Annotated in this window: 11 protein-coding genes; 1 reads left to right on the forward strand and 10 read right to left on the reverse strand. The window is 45.5% G+C overall.

Going from position 1 to position 16,768, the window contains the following annotated elements; genetic code table 11:
• Window positions 1-101: 101 nt before the first annotated feature.
• The 10 genes from bglX to ACFGVR_RS08805 all read right to left on the reverse strand — a co-directional run bounded on the left by bglX (window position 102) and on the right by ACFGVR_RS08805 (window position 15,741).
• Window positions 102-2,336 (reverse strand): beta-glucosidase BglX, encoded by a 2,235-nt coding sequence (gene bglX, locus ACFGVR_RS08760; protein ID WP_448702430.1) that lies wholly within the window; start codon window positions 2,334-2,336, stop codon window positions 102-104.
• 24 nt (window positions 2,337-2,360) lie between these two features.
• Window positions 2,361-3,794 carry a glycoside hydrolase family 30 protein gene (locus tag ACFGVR_RS08765; protein WP_448702431.1) on the reverse strand — a complete coding sequence of 478 codons (1,434 nt, stop codon included), beginning with the start codon at window positions 3,792-3,794 and terminating at the stop codon, window positions 2,361-2,363.
• Complete coding sequence (locus ACFGVR_RS08770; protein WP_448702432.1) at window positions 3,791-5,017, reverse strand: cytochrome c3 family protein; 1,227 nt, start codon at window positions 5,015-5,017, stop codon at window positions 3,791-3,793. The genes ACFGVR_RS08765 and ACFGVR_RS08770 overlap by 4 nt, the downstream gene beginning before the upstream one ends.
• Before the next feature lie 10 nt (window positions 5,018-5,027).
• Window positions 5,028-6,488: a glycoside hydrolase family 30 protein gene (locus tag ACFGVR_RS08775; RefSeq protein WP_448702433.1), complete on the reverse strand. Its 1,461-nt coding sequence runs from the start codon at window positions 6,486-6,488 to the stop codon at window positions 5,028-5,030.
• Between the two features lie 98 nt (window positions 6,489-6,586).
• Window positions 6,587-7,438, reverse strand: a complete 852-nt coding sequence (locus ACFGVR_RS08780) for a glycoside hydrolase family 16 protein (protein WP_448702434.1) — start codon at window positions 7,436-7,438, stop codon at window positions 6,587-6,589.
• 65 nt (window positions 7,439-7,503) lie between these two features.
• Window positions 7,504-8,367 (reverse strand): PKD domain-containing protein, encoded by an 864-nt coding sequence (locus ACFGVR_RS08785; RefSeq protein ID WP_448702435.1) that lies wholly within the window; start codon window positions 8,365-8,367, stop codon window positions 7,504-7,506.
• Between the two features lie 27 nt (window positions 8,368-8,394).
• Window positions 8,395-9,939 carry a RagB/SusD family nutrient uptake outer membrane protein gene (locus ACFGVR_RS08790; RefSeq protein WP_448702436.1) on the reverse strand — a complete coding sequence of 515 codons (1,545 nt, stop codon included), beginning with the start codon at window positions 9,937-9,939 and terminating at the stop codon, window positions 8,395-8,397.
• Between the two features lie 10 nt (window positions 9,940-9,949).
• A complete protein-coding gene (locus ACFGVR_RS08795; RefSeq protein WP_448702437.1) occupies window positions 9,950-13,381 on the reverse strand; it encodes a TonB-dependent receptor in 3,432 nt (1,143 codons plus the stop codon).
• Window positions 13,382-13,634: 253 nt separating this feature from the next.
• Complete coding sequence (locus ACFGVR_RS08800) at window positions 13,635-14,669, reverse strand: FecR family protein (RefSeq protein ID WP_448702438.1); 1,035 nt, start codon at window positions 14,667-14,669, stop codon at window positions 13,635-13,637.
• A gap of 175 nt (window positions 14,670-14,844) precedes the next feature.
• Entirely contained in the window at window positions 14,845-15,741 is an 897-nt protein-coding gene (locus ACFGVR_RS08805) for a helix-turn-helix domain-containing protein (protein WP_448702439.1), read from the reverse strand.
• 156 nt (window positions 15,742-15,897) lie between these two features.
• Between ACFGVR_RS08805 and ACFGVR_RS08810 the strand changes: the two genes are divergently transcribed.
• Window positions 15,898-16,749: an aldo/keto reductase gene (locus ACFGVR_RS08810; protein ID WP_448702440.1), complete on the forward strand. Its 852-nt coding sequence runs from the start codon at window positions 15,898-15,900 to the stop codon at window positions 16,747-16,749.
• Window positions 16,750-16,768 lie beyond the last annotated feature (19 nt).

Consider the following 16,768-nt stretch of genomic DNA (forward strand, 5'->3'; position numbering starts at 1 on the left):
CTATGGTGAGATTTTAACAAAAATGTCATTGCCGCTATCGCTCGCAATGACATAAAAAAAATGGGGGCATTTGCCCCCATCACCAATCAACAAATAACCGGTCAGTTAACCAGTTCAAACTTGTCCTGCAGTAAAATATGGTCGCTCGCATTACCGATCATCAGCCTGAACCCGCCCGGCTCGGTGCCCCACTGCATTTGCTGGTTATAAAATGATAGTTTCTCTTTATCGATAATAAAGCTGATGGTTTTACTTTCACCCGGTTTAAGGTAAACCTTGCTAAAGTCTTTCAATTCTTTAACGGGCCGGGTTACACTGCCCACTAACTGGCGCAGGTACAATTGCACCACTTCTTCACCGGCGTAATTACCGGTGTTTTTAAGAGTGCAGGTTACCGTTATACGCTCGTTTTTGCTGAATTTATTTTTGCTCAGCTTCAGGTCGCTCATGGCAAAAGTGGTATAGCTTAAACCATAACCAAACGCATACCGCGGACTGTTCGGCAGATCATTATATCCCGAACGGTAATTGATTCCCAAATCGTTTTGTGATGGGCGGCCCGTACTTTTGTAATTGTAATAAACAGGTATCTGCCCCTCGCTGCGCGGGAACGACATCGGCAATTTGCCCGAAGGGTTATAATCGCCAAACAGCACATCGGCAATAGCGTTACCCGCTTCGCTGCCCAGCCACCAGGTTTGCAAAATGGTGCTGGCATGGTCGGCAGTGTAATTAAATATCATCGGTCTGCCGCTCATGGTCAATACCACTACAGGTTTGCCGGTTTCCACAATGGCCTTCACCAGGTCTTCCTGCACACCGGGCATGTGTATATTGGCCCGGCTCTTGGCCTCGCCGCTCATGTCAAAATGCTCGCCAACAGCCATGATCACCACTTCAGCCTGTTTAGCTGCCGCAATAGCTTCGGCAAAGCCGCGCTTTGAGGTATCGGTCACATCGCATCCCTGTGCATAGATCAGGTTGGTGTTTTTGCCCACTTTGTTTTGCAAGCCTTCGTACAGCGATACCAAATGATCGTTCTCCCACATCACCGACCAAAAACCCATCATATCCTTATTAGCCTTAGCCAGTGGTCCTATCACAGCAATGTTTTTCAAATTCTTAGAGAGCGGCAACAACTGGTTATCATTCTTCAACAACACCATACTTTTACGCGCTACATCGCGGGCAATTTCACGGTTAGCATCCGAGTTCAATATTTTGCTTTCGCGATCCTCGTTGCTAAAACGGTACGGGTCGTCAAATAAGCCCAGCTCAAATTTTTTGCGGAGTATCCGCCTAACGGCATCATCAACCCGGCTCATCGGTACTTTCTTTTCCTTAACCAGCTGCGCCAGGTTGTTGATATAGCTATGTCCTTCCATATCCATATCGTTACCGGCGTTAATAGCCAATTCGCCTGCCTGCTTGCTGTCTTTAGCAAAACCATGTGCCACCATTTCGCTTATCGAGCCCCAATCGCTCACAATAAAACCTGTGTAGTGCCATTTACCTTTCAGGATATCAGTTTGCAGGTAATGGTTACCCGATGCCGGTATACCATTCAGCTCGTTAAACGAGTTCATAAACGTGGCTGCATCTGCATCGGCTGCAGCTTTAAACGGAGGCAAATAGGTTTCCCAAAGGGTGCGATCGCTGATATCTACCGTATTATAATCGCGGCCGCCAATGGCAGCGCCATAAGCCGCAAAGTGTTTTACACAGGCCATCACGGCATCTAAATTGCCCAAACCCTTACCCTGAAAACCATGAACGCGTGCCGCAGCGATCGCCGATCCCAGATACGGGTCTTCACCCGCGCCTTCCATCACCCGGCCCCAGCGCGGGTCGCGGGCAATGTCAACCATCGGCGCAAACGTCCAGTGTATGCCTCCTGCAGCCGCCTCGGTAGCTGACACCCGTGCCGACGATTCAATGGCTTGCATATCCCAGCTTGCTGCTTCGGCCAGCGGTACCGGGAAGGTAACGCGGTAACCATGTATCACATCCAACCCAAACAGCAGCGGTATTTTTAACCGCGATTGCATGGCATAACCTTGAACCATGCGGGTATCTTTAGCACCGCGCACGTTAAGCATGGCGCCAACCTTGCCTTCTTTTATCTGTTGAAATTTATTGGTGTTTTCGGTCAGAGGGCCGGTAGTCAATCCATCGGCCGAATATTGGTTCAATTGGCCAATCTTTTCCTCCAAAGTCATTTTGGCTAAAAGGGCATCCACCTTTTTATCAATGGCGGTTTGTGGTTTTTGCTGTGCAAAGGTTGAGCAGCTCAGCATTACGCAAATAGCTAATGCTGATAAAGGTTTAAGTGACATGGGTATAAATATAGGCGATTATTATCAATCAATAATTAAGGTGGCTATAGAATGTGGCAGGGCAGTTACCGCTGCGCCGCGGCCCTTGATCAGTAACGAATACGGAATAGCTGCATCGCCGTTATTCATTACCACTACGGCAATTTTTCCATCGGGGTTAAGGTAAGCGGTTGTGAGCAGCTTATCCCTGCTGGCCGAACTGATGATCCGTTTTGCACCCGGGCGGATGTATTTCGAAAAATGCCCGATGTAATAATATTCGCTGGTATAGATCAGGCTGCCGTTACGTGTATCGGCAATGATCGGCGCAAAGCAGTAATTGCCTACGTGGTTGGGGCCGCCTTTTTCATCGAGCAGCACGTTCCAGTCCGTCCACGCTACAGTGCCAATGTTCAGATCATTGATCATCGAGTACCCGTATTTTTCACCCAGGCTCCATTCGTTCACCCTGTCCATATTAAAACTTTCGGCACAACCCTCGGTAAATACCAAATGTTTACCCGGAAAGGCTTCGGCAACGTGGCGGGTATTGTCAAAGGCCATACCTGCACCTGTCCAGGTTTCATACCAATGGTAGCCTACACCCCAAACGTATTTGGCAGCTTCAGGGTCTTCCAGTATGGTGCTTGCGCGATCATACACCAGGTCGCGGTTATGGTCCCATATCATTAGTTTTTTGTCGGCTAAGCCGGCTTTTTGTAAAGTCGGGCCTAAAAAGTTTTTCACAAAGTCGCGCTCTTCTGTTGCCGTGAAGATGCAGCTTTCCCACTTTTGAGTAGCCATCGGTTCGTTCTGCACGGTTAAGCCAAATATTTTAATACCTTCCTTTTGGTAAGCTTTAATGTATTTGGTATAAAACGTGGCCCAGCTCTGGTCATACTCGGGCAGCAGCTTACCGCCGTGCAACACATCGTTATTGGTTTTCATAAACGCAGGCGGGCTCCAGGGACTGATAAACAGTTTAAGCTTACCACCGGTAGCTGCATCAACAGTTTTTATAAAAGGTATGCGGTATTTTTTATCGTGACTAATGTCAAATGTTTTCAAAGCCTTATCGCCGGGTTGTACGTAACTGTACATATCGCTCGAAAAATCGCAGCTTTGCATATTGGTACGGGCCCAGGTATAGCCAATGCCTTTATCGGCATCGTAATAAGCCTTTAAAAATTCCTGTTGTTTATCAGCAGGCAGCTTGTAAAAAGTTTCGGCAGCGGCATCGGTCAACGCCCCGCCAATGCCTATCATAGTTTGAAAGGTTTTGTTCGGGTCAACAAATACAGCCACTTCGGTTTCAACAGGCTGGCCTTTCGGCGCCAGGTTAAGTGTTTCGGTTTTCGAGAGGCGGTAATCGGTTCCCTTTGCGCTAACGTAAACGGTTATTTTACTGCGGTTTTTTTGCTGCGCCTGCGCCAGGCAAAAGCAACCGAGCGCCAGTGATAGTACCAGGTATTTTTTCATTTGGTATTTTTTATAAAGTCCATAATTTTTTTCGATTCTTCGGGATACACGGCTATGAGATGAGTGCGCACAAGGTACGGTGTAATATTTCTTTCTGTTGCGGTTTGTACGGCTATAGCCGATGCCTTTTCGGGCATATGGCAGTCTATACAGTTTGCTTTCCTGGCCGCGACTTGTTTTACCGTGCAGGTATTGTGGTTTGCCGTGTTATGGCAGTTCATACACTTTTGCGAATACATAGCTACGTTACCGCGATCATTCACATGCGTGTTATGGCAGCTCATGCAATCCATATTGCTCATTAAAAAACATTTGCTTGCGCTCAGCAAACCGTTCTGGTTACCGTGCACATCCAGGCCGGCAAGGTTTTGCTTTTGCGGAAAATAATCGCGCACCTTAAAATTATCCAGCGTATCGCCGGGTTTAAAATTGAATGCCGAAAGCTCGAATTTTTCGCGGTTCCCCGAATGGCAAACAGCACAGGTATTCAGTTTCTGATCACGCGTAAGCGATTTATAGCTCACCATAAAATGTGCTTCCTTTTCGTTGGGATTATTGAGATGAAACGCTACATGTTTAGCCGCCGGGCCATGGCAACGCTCACAGTCAATACCGTATATCAGCGAGTTTTTATCAAACTCTGGCTGTTGCCTGATGGCCGATTGCTGGGGCACCTCGCTGATGTACGAGCTGTGGCATTCCAGGCAGCGGGTTACAATTGGCCTGTCAAAATTGATGATGCCTTTAGCGTACCCCGGGCTGTTTGTCCAACCGTGCAGGTTTTTAAAATACGACATCGGTAGCTCAAACAGCTTGTCGCCTTTCCAGTATAAATAGGTTTCGGCTTTTACACCGCCAATCACCATATCAAAGCGTTCGGTTTCAACCTGCTGCCCGTTTACATAGCCGGTTTGGTACAGGCCGCTGTCGCGTTTTTGCATCACCATTTTCTGGCCGGTGCCAAAATCAAACGTGTTTTCACCCGGTGCAAAACTGCCGTGTACAGTTTGTGTGCCGGCTTGCCGCGATGTTTCAAAGTGCGCCGTATGCAGATACGATGAGTACACATCCTTGTGGCACTGCTTACAACTCACCGATCCTGCGTAAGCGGCACCCCGCACATCAGTTGCCTTGCTTTGATACAGGCATTGGGTAAGGCAGGCGGCAACCGGTAAAAGCGCTATCAATAAAATAAAAAATGCTTTTTTACTTCTCCTCATCATTAACAATTACTTACCAAACATAAGTAGCAACCGCGCCGCCCGGTAACGATGTGCTTACTGTTTTTGAGTTAAAACCAATGTTAAACAATTGCGGCGCACTCGCTGTATTCAGCACGATCAATACCTTCGAACCGTCAGTATTTTTAAAGGCCACATTTAACAGGGTGTTCTGCTGGTCCGACGCGATACGTACCGCTCCCGGCCTGACAAATTTTGAAGCGTGGGCAATGATATAGTATGATACATTACGCGTAACGTTGGCCCCGCCAATGGTTACTGCGCCCAGGCAGGTTGAGCAGCCGCCCGTTGTATGCGGTCCGTTGTTAGGGTCTGATGCCAGGTTCCATTCCAGCACGTTACGGCACCAGTTACGTGTAGCGCCAACAATCAGGTTGCTGATGTGCCACGACAGGTCGCCGCCAAAATTGCCGCCGGCAAAGGTGGCCTGCTCGGTAAAGTAAAGGTTTTTGTTAGGATAGGCCGTATGCACCGGGCCTATAGCATTCACACTACCGCCATACAGGTGAAAGGCTGATCCATCAACATAGGCAGCTGTAGCCGGGTCGCTTAAAATGCTGGTGGCATATTCCGGATGATCGGCGTTATGATCATAGCAGATAATCTTGGTGCTGATATTGGCCGCTTTAAAAGCAGGGCCCAGGTTATTTTTAATAAAGGCGCCTTCATCTGCTGCAACCATCAGCATGGCCGGGTTATTATAAGCATTTAGCGGTTCGTTTTGCGGGGTAACGGCATCAATGGTAATACCGTTGGCTTTCATGCCCTGTATGTACTTTACAAAGTAATCGGCATAGGTACTGTAGTATTGCGATAGTAAGCTGCCGCCATAAAAGCTGTTACTGGTTTTCATCCAGGCGGGGGGGCTCCAGGGGCAGGCCAGTATTTTAATATTCGGATTGATGGCGATGATCTTTTGCAGGATGGGGATCAGGTCGTTCTTTTCTTTATCCAGGCTAAAGTTGGTCAGAGTAACATCGCCGGGAACGTCATCATAACTAAACGTAGCAGCGCTCATGTCTGATGCGCCGATGGTGATCCGCAAATAGCTGATACCGATATGCGCACTGTCGGTTGCAAATAATTCGTTCAGTAAGGCGGTTTTGTGGGTGGCATCAAGGCTGTTCAATAAATAAGCGCTGCCACCTGTTAAGGCAAAGCCAAAGCCATCAATAGTTTGGTAGGTTTGTGTAGTATCAACGTTAATGGTAGTGTTTGAGTTGGTGCCGGTGGTAAACAGCAGCGCAGTGTTTTGCTTTTTTAATAACTGTGTCTGGTCGGCCTGGGTGAGCCACATGCTTACATCAGTTTTAACGGGAGTAACGGGCGGGGTTACCGGATTGGTGTTACCACCGTCATCACCACCAGATGATGATTTTTTGGTGCAGCTTGCCGCGATAACTAATAAACCCAAAAGCACCATTAAGTAGGTATATAGCGTATGTTTTTTCATGAATGTTGTTTCTTTTTTTTCGGAAATAGCAAGCTTAGGGCGGTGATCCACACTGCCGTTTTTATAATTTAAAGCAAGGTTTAGGTTGAATAAGGGTATTAACTGCTCGTGATCATTTTATAAAAGCGCACGTAATCTATCTGCATCGTTTCGGGGAACTGGGTATCATCAACACCCTGTATTCCGCCCCAATCGCCGCCAATAGCTAAGTTTAACATCACGTGAAATGGTTTATCAAACGGCCAGGTTGCAAATTGCCCTTTTTTATCATTCGCGAAAGTGAAAACCAGCTGGTCATCATAGTAACCCTTTACAGCATCGGGCGTCCAGTCAACACGGTATAAATGGAAAGCTGTATTCGAGGTTGGGATGTTAAGCGTACTGGTTTTTGAATTGCCGCCGTTGTTTACCTGGTCGTGAATACTAAAGTGAACGTTGTTCGGGTCATACCCAACCTGTTCCATAATATCGATCTCGCCCGAGTTTGGCCAGCCGCCGTAGGCATAATCGTTAGGCAGCATCCAGATAGCGGGCCAGTTGCCTTTACCTGCAGGTAATTGCGCTTTGATCTCGATACGGCCATAAAGCATATCGCTGCTAAATTTCGAGGCCATGCGCGCCGAAGTGTAGTTCATGCCACCCATGCTTTCTTTACGGGCGATGATGTTTAATATCCCGTTTTTTACAATGGCATTGTTGGTGGTATTGGTGTAATATTCCAGTTCGTGGTTGCCCCATCCGCTGCCGCCGGTATCATACTGCCATTTTGAAGGATCAGGCGCACCATCGGTATTAAACTCGTCACTCCAGGCAATAGCGGTATCAAAAGTATATACTTTAGGTGGCTGGGTTATCGGTACAAAATCGGGCAGGCCGCTGTCGCTTGATTTTTTTGAGCAGGCCATGCTTGCCAGCATCAGCGGTACCATTAAAAAATTCATCTTTTTCATAGGTGCAAATCCTTAAAATACTACCGGGAGTATTGGTGTACCCCCGGTAGTAAACTCATTGTTTATTAAATGCCTCTTAATGTTACGTTAGTGAACGATACGCCGGTAACACCGGTATTACTGCCGCCGTTTTTAATAACCAGGTAATAGGTGCCTGTTGTTGGCGGAATAAAAGGATTGCCGGTACCGGTACAGCTCAATGCGGATAACTTGCCATTAAAGGCAGTACCACCACAACCCGACCAGGTGTTTAACGACAATACATTTTTACCGGTATTGTAATCCTGCCCGTTAACGGGTGCTTTGGTGTCTATCCATATTTCAAACCAGCTATCGGTCATGCCACTGCCCGATACGATCATATCAACAGCATATTTTTTTCCCGCGGTAAGGGTTATGGCCTGTGCAATGGCACCTGCATTGTACCCGGTTTGGTTTGATGTCATTACGCTTTTGCTGGTATTAATTACCATGTTATTGCCGGGCCCCACAATAAAGTGTGTCCATTTGGCATCATCGGCAGCGCTGGTAAACTTACCACCCAAAACCAGGTTACCCGAGTTTGGGTCGGATGTTGCAATGGTAATAGGCTGTGTTGCAGTAGCGGTAGCGCCACCCTTGCCAATTACGGTAAGCACCACATTGTAAGTGCCGGCATCGGGGTAAAACACAGTATCAATGGCCTTGCTGATGCTTGATCCACCACCATCACCCAGATCCCATTTAATACCCAGAACGCCGTTTTCGTTTGCTTTTAAAACATAGTAATTGTTTTTACCTGCAACCGGCGTGGCTGTAAAAGATGCGGTTAAACCGGCTGCAGATAAGCCGTTGCCATCCCCAAAAGTTTCGGGTTTGCAACCCTCATATAGTCCTGTCGCTAATAGCCCTAATATTAAAGAGCAAGTGCTTATAAATTTTAATTTCATGATTTTTTACTTCTAAATAGTTAAAAATTATAATGTGCCGCCCCATTCTTTACTCTGTTTGATGAGGGTGTTGCTTAACTCGCCAAGCGGGATGGGCAATATCTCATGTTTACCGGCTACAAACCCGCGCGAGCCTAAAACAGTCGGCGCATCGCCCCAGCGTACCAGGTCAAACCAGCGGTGGCCTTCGCCTGCCAGTTCTAAGCGGCGCTCCAGTTTCAATGCTGCAAAGGTTGCCGGCAGCGGGTGGGTAGCGTTATCGTTATAGGCCCGGCTGTGCACGGCGGTCATTAAAGCTGCCGCCCGTACCAGGTCACCGCCACCGCGTATCAGCGCCTCGGCTTCCATCAGGTAAGTATCGGCTAACCTGATCTCATAAATATCCTGCGGAAAGTTCAGCTCGTAGTTACCTGCACCGGTTGATTTGTTTGATACCCGGCCAACAAATTTTTCGATAAAGAAACCGGTGTTCATATAACCGGGTGTATAATCGGCTATGTTGTTTGCCTTTAAACTATCCAGGTTGGCAACGGTTGGTTTATTACGCGGGTCAAAATGTATAGCATTATAAAAATCAAGTGTAAATGGCAAAAAGCTATATCCCGAAACATAATCGGGCGCGCCGGCGGTTTTTGCGGTATAACCACGCGGACCGGTTATAATGTTCAACACATTACCCTCGGTACAGGCAATACAGTTCCAGTTACCTGATGATGATGAAGTATGAGCTACTTCTAATATCGACTCGCTGTTAAATTTATTGGTTACCTTCCACAGGTCGGCAAAGTTTGGCTGCAGTTTATAACCGTACGTAGCGTTTAACTGGCCTGGCGTACCGTTAACCATAGCCAGTTCGGCTGCAGCCTGTGTCCATTTTTGCTCGTACAGGTAAACTTTACCCAATAAGGCATGTAAAGCACCTTGTGTTAAGCGGCCGCCATCGGTAGCAACATTTACGGTATTAGGCAAATTGCTTTCGCCGATGGCGTCTTTCAGATCTTGCTCAATTTGCGCGTATACTGCACTTGGAGGTGCCTGGGTAACATTAAAGATCTGGTCGGCAGGAATAGTCGAAACTATTAGCGGCACGTTTTTAAACAACCGAACCAGGTCAAAGTAAAAGTAAGCCCTTAAACCTTTGGTCTCGGCTACAAACCTTTTTCTCAGGTTATCATCCATTGGCACTGCGGGTAATTTACCCAGCAATACATTGGCCCTGAATATGCCCGAAAATCCGGCTTTCCATAACTCTCCCTGCGGACCTGCAGCAGGAGTAAGGGTATAGTTCGAAAACACCTGCAGATCGCTGATGTCAGTCGCGCTGCCACCACCTGCAACATGGTCATCCGAGCCGGCATCCATCGCGTTTTCTTTGGTTACAAAACCACCGCCCTGCCAGCCAACCACATCATAAACAGCTACCAGGCCGTTAAAGGCTTCGGTTGCATTACGGTAATAGTTTGCTTCTAAGTTTGTTCCTTTTGGAGTTATTTCAATAAAACTTTTCTTGCAGGCCGTAAATAGTACGGTGCCCATCGCGCAAGCTGTTATATATTTAATGTACTTTTTCATTGTTTTTTAATTAAAATCCAACACTTAAACCAACCATTAGCGAACGTGCCTGCGGATAGATCACGCGGTCGATGCTAAACGATGATCCACCAATTTCCGGATCGTAACCTGTGTATTTGGTAAAGGTTAACAGGTTTTCGCCGGTTACATAAATACGGGCACGCTGCATGCTTAATTTTGATGTGATCAGTTTAGGTAAGGTATAGCCTAACTGAACCATCTTGATACGGAAGTACGAACCATCTTCTAAATAAAAACTTGAGTTGTAGGTAAAATCGTGATTAGGGTCCCCGTCAACAACACGTGGGTAGGTGTTTGACGTTCCTGGTCCGGTCCACCTGCTTAACACCGCTGTAGTGTAGTTGGCATTGGCAATATCAAGGCGGTGTAAACCCTGAAATATTTTGTTACCTGCCTGGCCCTGGCCAAATACTAATAGGTCGAAACCTTTATAGCTGGCGTTAACGGTTAAACCGTATGCCCAGGTAGGGGTAGGGTTGCCGATGTAAGTACGGTCCTGATCGCTTATTACACCATCGCCGTTAAGGTCGGCCCATTTAAAGTCGCCCGGTTTGGCAGTTGGCTGTATGCGTGTACCATTTTTGGTATAAGCGTCAACCTCGGCCTGACTTTGAAATATGCCCATATTTTGGTAACCGAAGAACGATGCATAAGGCTGGCCAACAGTGGTACGGGTAATACCGCCCTGTATGTTCTGGAAGCCTGCACCATCAAGGTAAGCTTGCCCGTTACCTAAATAAGTAACCGTATTTTTAAGGTGCGATATATTACCGGCTATATTGATGTTAAATTTACCGATCTGTTTGTGGTAAGCAATCTCCAGCTCCTGGCCGGTATTCTCCATGTCGCCAACGTTGGCAGCCGGGTTAGTAATGGCACCTAAGTATAATGGTATTGGCGGAGTTTGTAAAATGCCGGTTGTTTTCTTTTTATACCACTCTAACGTCACATTAAAATCGTGGAAAACAACCGCATCTATACCGATATTGGTTTGCGATGTTTGCTCCCATTTTAAGTTGGGATTTGATGGAGCATCGGGGCTATAACCGCTAATATAGCTACCCGAAGTACCAAATGCATAGTTACGGCCGCCGCCAATAGTTGATAAAAAGGCGTTATCCTTTATCGCATCGCTACCTACAACACCGTAGCCGCCGCGCACTTTTACAAAGTCAACTACATCGTTTTTAGGCCAGAAACTCTCTTTTGATGGTACCCAACCTAACGAGATCGATGGGAAGTTACCATATTTAAAGTTAGCGCCAAACCTTGATGAACCATCGCGGCGAATAACACCTTCAATAATATAACGCTCATCATAGTCGTAATTTAAACGTGCAAATAACGAGCTGATGGTATGCTCCTGCCCCTCGCCGCCTGTTGAAATAATACTTGCACTCGGGATATTGAAGTTAAGAGAAGCATCGTTGAAATTATCAACCGGCAGGTTATAGTAAGTAACATTGGTTGAATACGAAGTGTTGTCAGAGTATGCTCCCTGGCCAAGTAAAGCCGTAATACTGTGCTTTTTAATGGTTTTGGTGTACGATGCCGTATTTTCAATGTTCCAGTTAAATAACCTGGTCGACTGGCGGTTGTAATTGTTTTGCGAATTGGTGGATGATGAGTTTAGATAGTACTGCGGCGAAAAAGCTTCTGTACCGTAAAAGGCTATCTTGGTACCCAGTGTGGATTTTAATCGCAAGCCTTTAATAGGCTGTATCTCAAGCGATGCATTGCCAACCACGTTGTGCGCCCAGGTATAGTTGCCTAATTTGGTTGAGATATAAGCCAGCGGGTTGGTTATTTCTTGCCCAACAATGCTCGATATGCCATAAGGATACCCTTGTGCATTACGCCTTACCGGGTTGTTTGCATATATCGGTGCCGATGCAGCGGTTACATCAGTTACCACAGCAGGAGTAATTGGGTCAAGGTTGATAGCCGAACTTAACGGGCCGCCAAACTCACTGTTGGTATTACCCAAACTTAAGTTTTTGTTATACGTATAGCCCACGTTGGTAGCAACGCTTATCCATTTAGCCGGGGTAACCGTTTCGTTTAACCTGAAATTGATCCGCTTAAAGCGCGAAATATCGGTAGCAACAATACCCTGCTGATCCAGGTATCCAAACGAAGTGTAATACGTGTTTTTTTCAGTACCGCCGCTTAGGCTCAGCTCCTCGTTTTGCCTTTTTGCGCTGCTGTTAAAAATAAGCGATTGCCAGTCGGTACCGGTACCTAATGCAGCCGGGTTGGCATAAATAGGAGCATTACCAGCAGCTACGCTTGCCTCGTTACGGATAGTGGCATATTGGGTAGCATTTAAAAGATCGAGCTTCCTGGCCGGTCCCGAAACACCGTAATAACCAGAGAAGTTAATATGGGTAGTACCGGCTTTGCCTTTTTTAGTGGTTACCAAAATAACACCGGCAGCAGCACGTGTACCGTAAATAGCCTGCGATGCCGCATCTTTCAATACTTCTATCGATTCGATATCCGATTGGTTTAAATAGCCGATACCGCCGTTATCAACTACTACGCCATCAACCACCCATAGCGGGTCGTTACTGTTAAATGAGGTGATACCACGTACCCTCACGGTGGCGCCGTCGCCGGGTTGGCCCGAGTTTGAGGCGATGGTTAAACCCGATGTACGGCCCTGCAATATCTGGGCTATGCCTACCACGGGCTGATCTTCAAATTGTTTTGAGGTTACGCCCGATATGGCACCGGTGGTTACGCTTTTCTTTTGTGTGCCGTAACCTACCACAACAACTTCGCTTAGCGTGGCCACATCTTCTTCAAGCGAAATGTTTTTAAAGCCGTGGCCAACCTGTATCTCCATCTTTTTAAACCCGATAAAAGAGATTACCAGTATGGAATTCGGGCCGTTAACGTTTAAGGTAAATTTGCCGTCAATATCAGTAGTGGTACCATTGGTGGTGCCTTTTTCTAAAACGCTTACGCCGATGATGGGTTCGCCCTTGGCATCAACAATTTTACCCGATACCGGTATACCGGCTACTACTTTAGTGTTTCCGGCTTTCTCTTTTAAAACCACCCTGCCACCGCTAACCGATACGGAATGTGTGTCCTCAGGTGATTTGCCTAAAACGATCCGGTTTTTTAAAACCTCGTAATCAATACCGTTAGGCTTTAGCAATTGATCTAAAACGTTTTTTAGGGGTTCGTTAACAGCCGCTATCGACACCTTTTTTTGCATATTGATGGAGCTTTTGCTGTATATAAACTTAACGCTGTTGTTTTTTTGCAGGTCGTTAAGCGCATCTACCAGGCTAATGTTCTGCACTGTCAAATTCACCTTTTTATCAAGCATATCTTGTGCCTTCAGCGAATTTGAGTAAGCAACACCTGTTAGTAATATTGCTATTAAGATTTGGTTTAATGTAATCTTCATGATTTGAAACCAGGGAATAGGTTTTCGTAAATGAAATTTCATATATTTGATTTGTTTCTAATGAAAAAATGAGACAATTGAGGCCCCTTCACCATTAAAATGGCGTTACAATCGGGCTGACTTAAAACTTAGGAGTGGTCGCAACACTTCTAAGTTTTTTTTATGTTTATTGGGATTTTTCTCTCCGGAGCCGGAGGACTATGTTGGTAATTTGTTCTTCATATGCTAATTGGTTTTATGGTTAATAATTGGTTTATTCAAGTTCAATAACATTGTCTTTAATTTCATAATTCACATTAAGTGATTTTTTAAACGCTTCCAAAACGTCGGCCAGGTTAAAGCCGCTCATATCGGCATTTAATATATAGCGGTTAATTTTATCATTAGCCACTTTGATATGAACATGAAATTTTGAGTTTAATACCGGTACAATTTCGCTCAGTGGTTTATTGTCGAAGGTCATGTTAACACGGTTCCATATCTGCATAGCCGGCGCATCACCATTTTGGGGCTTTAACAAATTTTGGTTTACCAGGTAAACTGCTTTTTGGTGCGGATAAAGCATTACATCACCTTTTTTCAGAACCAGATCCGCTGTTTCAACGGTTTTATTGCCTTTAATGCTTACCGAAACTTTACCTGTTAACACGGATACGTCAGCCGAATTACTTTCAGCATTATCGCGCACCCTGAAACTGGTACCCCAAACCTTGGTTACAATGGCACGGCTGGTAATAATAAAGGGTTGTTTAGGATTTTTGGTTACCTCGAAAAAGCATTCGCCCAGCATATTGATCCCGCGGAAGCGTTTATCAAAGATCTTCGGGAACCTGATCTGCGAATTTGGGCTTAGCCAAACCACACTGTTATCGGGCAATACTGATTTATAGATCTGGTGAGTATTGTTGGTAATTACAACCAGTTCCTGGGTTGGCGTAGTTGCAAACGTATTGTCTTTTAACCTGCCTGTTTGAGCAAGCCACACACCGCCAAAAATTAACAGCGAAGCGGCTATACCCGCAACAGCGTACCATGGTTTGAAACCGGTACGGCGCACGGGTTCTTCAGCAGGTTGCGGTTCATCGGTAACATCAGACGTAATGTTGGTGAGTATGCGGTTATATATCTGCTCTTCTAAAAGTTTCTCTTCAAATACTGTCAGGTCAGAAACATGATCGTTTTCTCCCTCCAAAGAGTAATACCAATCTTTAATAAGGGCTATTTCGTCATCTGTACATTTCCCATTGATGTACTTCTCAAGCAACTCGATTGATGGGATTCTTTTCATAAAAGGAAATAAAAGGTCGGTTTATAATAAGATAACGTTTCACAAACGCGTACCCCCTACTCCTCAATAAAAAAAAGTAAAATAATTGTAAATAATCTCTTTTGATGAGACTGGCTGCCTTCCATAAATAACCTTATCGCGAACTTCGGGGGGGATTACAGAAATGCTAAAGATACTAATTCAGGTTTCGGTATTCCAAAGGCGATTGTCCGACCTGCTTTTTAAAAAGCCGTGCAAAATGCTGGGGATATTTGAAGCCTAATTCGCTGGCGATCTGGTTAATCGTTTTGTCTCCGTCAAAGAGTTGCTCTTTGGCCAGGTCGATCAGTTTAAATTGGATGTATTCCTGCGCCGTTTTACCGGTTTCTTTTTTGATCAGGTCACCGAAATAATTCGCCGACAGATTTAACGCATCAGCACACCAGGCCACCGAAGGCAAACCGATCGATTGTGGTTTTTCAGACGCAAAATATTCGTTTAACAAAGTATCAAACTTTGCGATTATCCCCTGGTGTACATGGTCACGGGTAATGAATTGCCGGTCATAGAACCGCACACAATAGTCTAAAAAAAGCTCAATATTGGAAACGATCAGCCGTTTGCTATGCTTGTCGATAGATCGCTCCAGTTCGTCATTGATCTTAGAAAGACAGTCCATCACGGTGTTTTTCTCCTTATCTGACAAGTGTAGTGCTTCGTTGGATTGGTAGCTGAAAAAATGATAATCGTGAATATGCCTACCTAATGAAGTCCCGTGGATCAGGTCGGCATCAAAGGCAAGGACATAGCCTTTGGGTTGGTAGAATTCGCCATTGCTGTTTACACCGGCAACCTGCCCCGGCGACATAAATACCAGCGTGCCTTCCTGGTAATCGTAGGTATTTCTTCCATAAACCAGGTCGCCGCATTTCACTTCTTTTAGAAACACGACGTAAAAACCAAAATACATTTTTGATCCTTGCCTCGGTGCTGCTTTTGACAGATCGACCACACTGATCAGGGGATGCTTTGTTTCATTATTATTAAAAGCATTGTATTCACTAATGGAATTAAAACGCAGTATTTTCTCCATGACGCGGATTCTTCAGCTCAAAAATACTTAATAAATCTGCTATATCAGATCATGTGTTCATAATCGGTAATAATGGTATAAATATCCGTAATCCGTATCCTATCTATGCTAAGAATAGGTATGACCTTTGTACCAGTCTGTTAAAAGACAAAAACTATGAAAAATGTAACTTTAAATAATGGTATTGAAATGCCCATACTGGGCTTTGGTGTCTTTCAGGTAACCGATCTGGCCCAGTGCGAAAGAAGCGTGATAGATGCCATCGAAACAGGTTATCGCTTAATCGATACGGCAGAATCCTATATGAATGAGGAAGCTGTTGGGAGAGCTATTAAAAATAGTGGTGTACCAAGAGAGGAACTGTTTATCACAACTAAGCTATGGATACAGTCCGATGGTTTTGGCGGTACCGTAAAAGCATTTGAGCGTTCACTCAAAAAGCTACAATTGGATTATTTAGACCTTTATCTGATCCATCAACCCTATGGCGATATCTATGGCGAATGGCGGGCGATGGAAACATTGCATAAGCAAGGCAAAATCAGGGCCATCGGCGTAAGTAATTTTCAACCCGACAGGCTGATTGATCTCATTATCCATAACGAAATTGTTCCTGCTATTAATCAGGTGGAAACGCACCCTTTCCACCAGCAACACGAAGCACATACCTTTATGAAAGAAAATAATGTGCAGATCGAATCATGGGGGCCGTTTGCGGAAGGCAAAAACGATCTTTTCAAAAATGAGCTATTGAAGTCTATTGGCGATAAATACCGCAAGTCTATCGCCCAGGTGGTGCTGCGCTGGTTGACCCAAAGAGGCGTGGTTGCCATTCCTAAATCCGTTCGCAAAGAGCGTATGGCGGAAAACCTGAACAGCCTGGACTTTGAACTGACAACCGAAGAAATGGAAAAGATCAAAACGCTGGATAGCAATACCAGTAGTTTCTTTGATCACCGTGACCCGAAAATGGTTAAATGGTTAGGTGAACGCCAATTGAATAACTAATGTTAAACCTTTAAAACCC

It is taken from the genome of Mucilaginibacter aureus (assembly GCF_053514885.1).

What these genes read in the sequence shown, in the direction of transcription:
- ACFGVR_RS08805 (WP_448702439.1), bottom strand. Translation starts at nt 15,741, where the DNA reads ATGGAGAAAATACTGCGTTTTAATTCCATTAGTGAATACAATGCTTTT.
- ACFGVR_RS08800 (WP_448702438.1), bottom strand. Translation starts at nt 14,669, where the DNA reads ATGAAAAGAATCCCATCAATCGAGTTGCTTGAGAAGTACATCAATGGG.
- ACFGVR_RS08785 (WP_448702435.1), bottom strand. Translation starts at nt 8,367, where the DNA reads ATGAAATTAAAATTTATAAGCACTTGCTCTTTAATATTAGGGCTATTA.
- ACFGVR_RS08770 (WP_448702432.1), bottom strand. Translation starts at nt 5,017, where the DNA reads ATGATGAGGAGAAGTAAAAAAGCATTTTTTATTTTATTGATAGCGCTT.
- bglX (WP_448702430.1), bottom strand. Translation starts at nt 2,336, where the DNA reads ATGTCACTTAAACCTTTATCAGCATTAGCTATTTGCGTAATGCTGAGC.
- ACFGVR_RS08775 (WP_448702433.1), bottom strand. Translation starts at nt 6,488, where the DNA reads ATGAAAAAACATACGCTATATACCTACTTAATGGTGCTTTTGGGTTTA.
- ACFGVR_RS08780 (WP_448702434.1), bottom strand. Translation starts at nt 7,438, where the DNA reads ATGAAAAAGATGAATTTTTTAATGGTACCGCTGATGCTGGCAAGCATG.
- ACFGVR_RS08795 (WP_448702437.1), bottom strand. Translation starts at nt 13,381, where the DNA reads ATGAAGATTACATTAAACCAAATCTTAATAGCAATATTACTAACAGGT.
- ACFGVR_RS08810 (WP_448702440.1), top strand. Translation starts at nt 15,898, where the DNA reads ATGAAAAATGTAACTTTAAATAATGGTATTGAAATGCCCATACTGGGC.
- ACFGVR_RS08765 (WP_448702431.1), bottom strand. Translation starts at nt 3,794, where the DNA reads ATGAAAAAATACCTGGTACTATCACTGGCGCTCGGTTGCTTTTGCCTG.
- ACFGVR_RS08790 (WP_448702436.1), bottom strand. Translation starts at nt 9,939, where the DNA reads ATGAAAAAGTACATTAAATATATAACAGCTTGCGCGATGGGCACCGTA.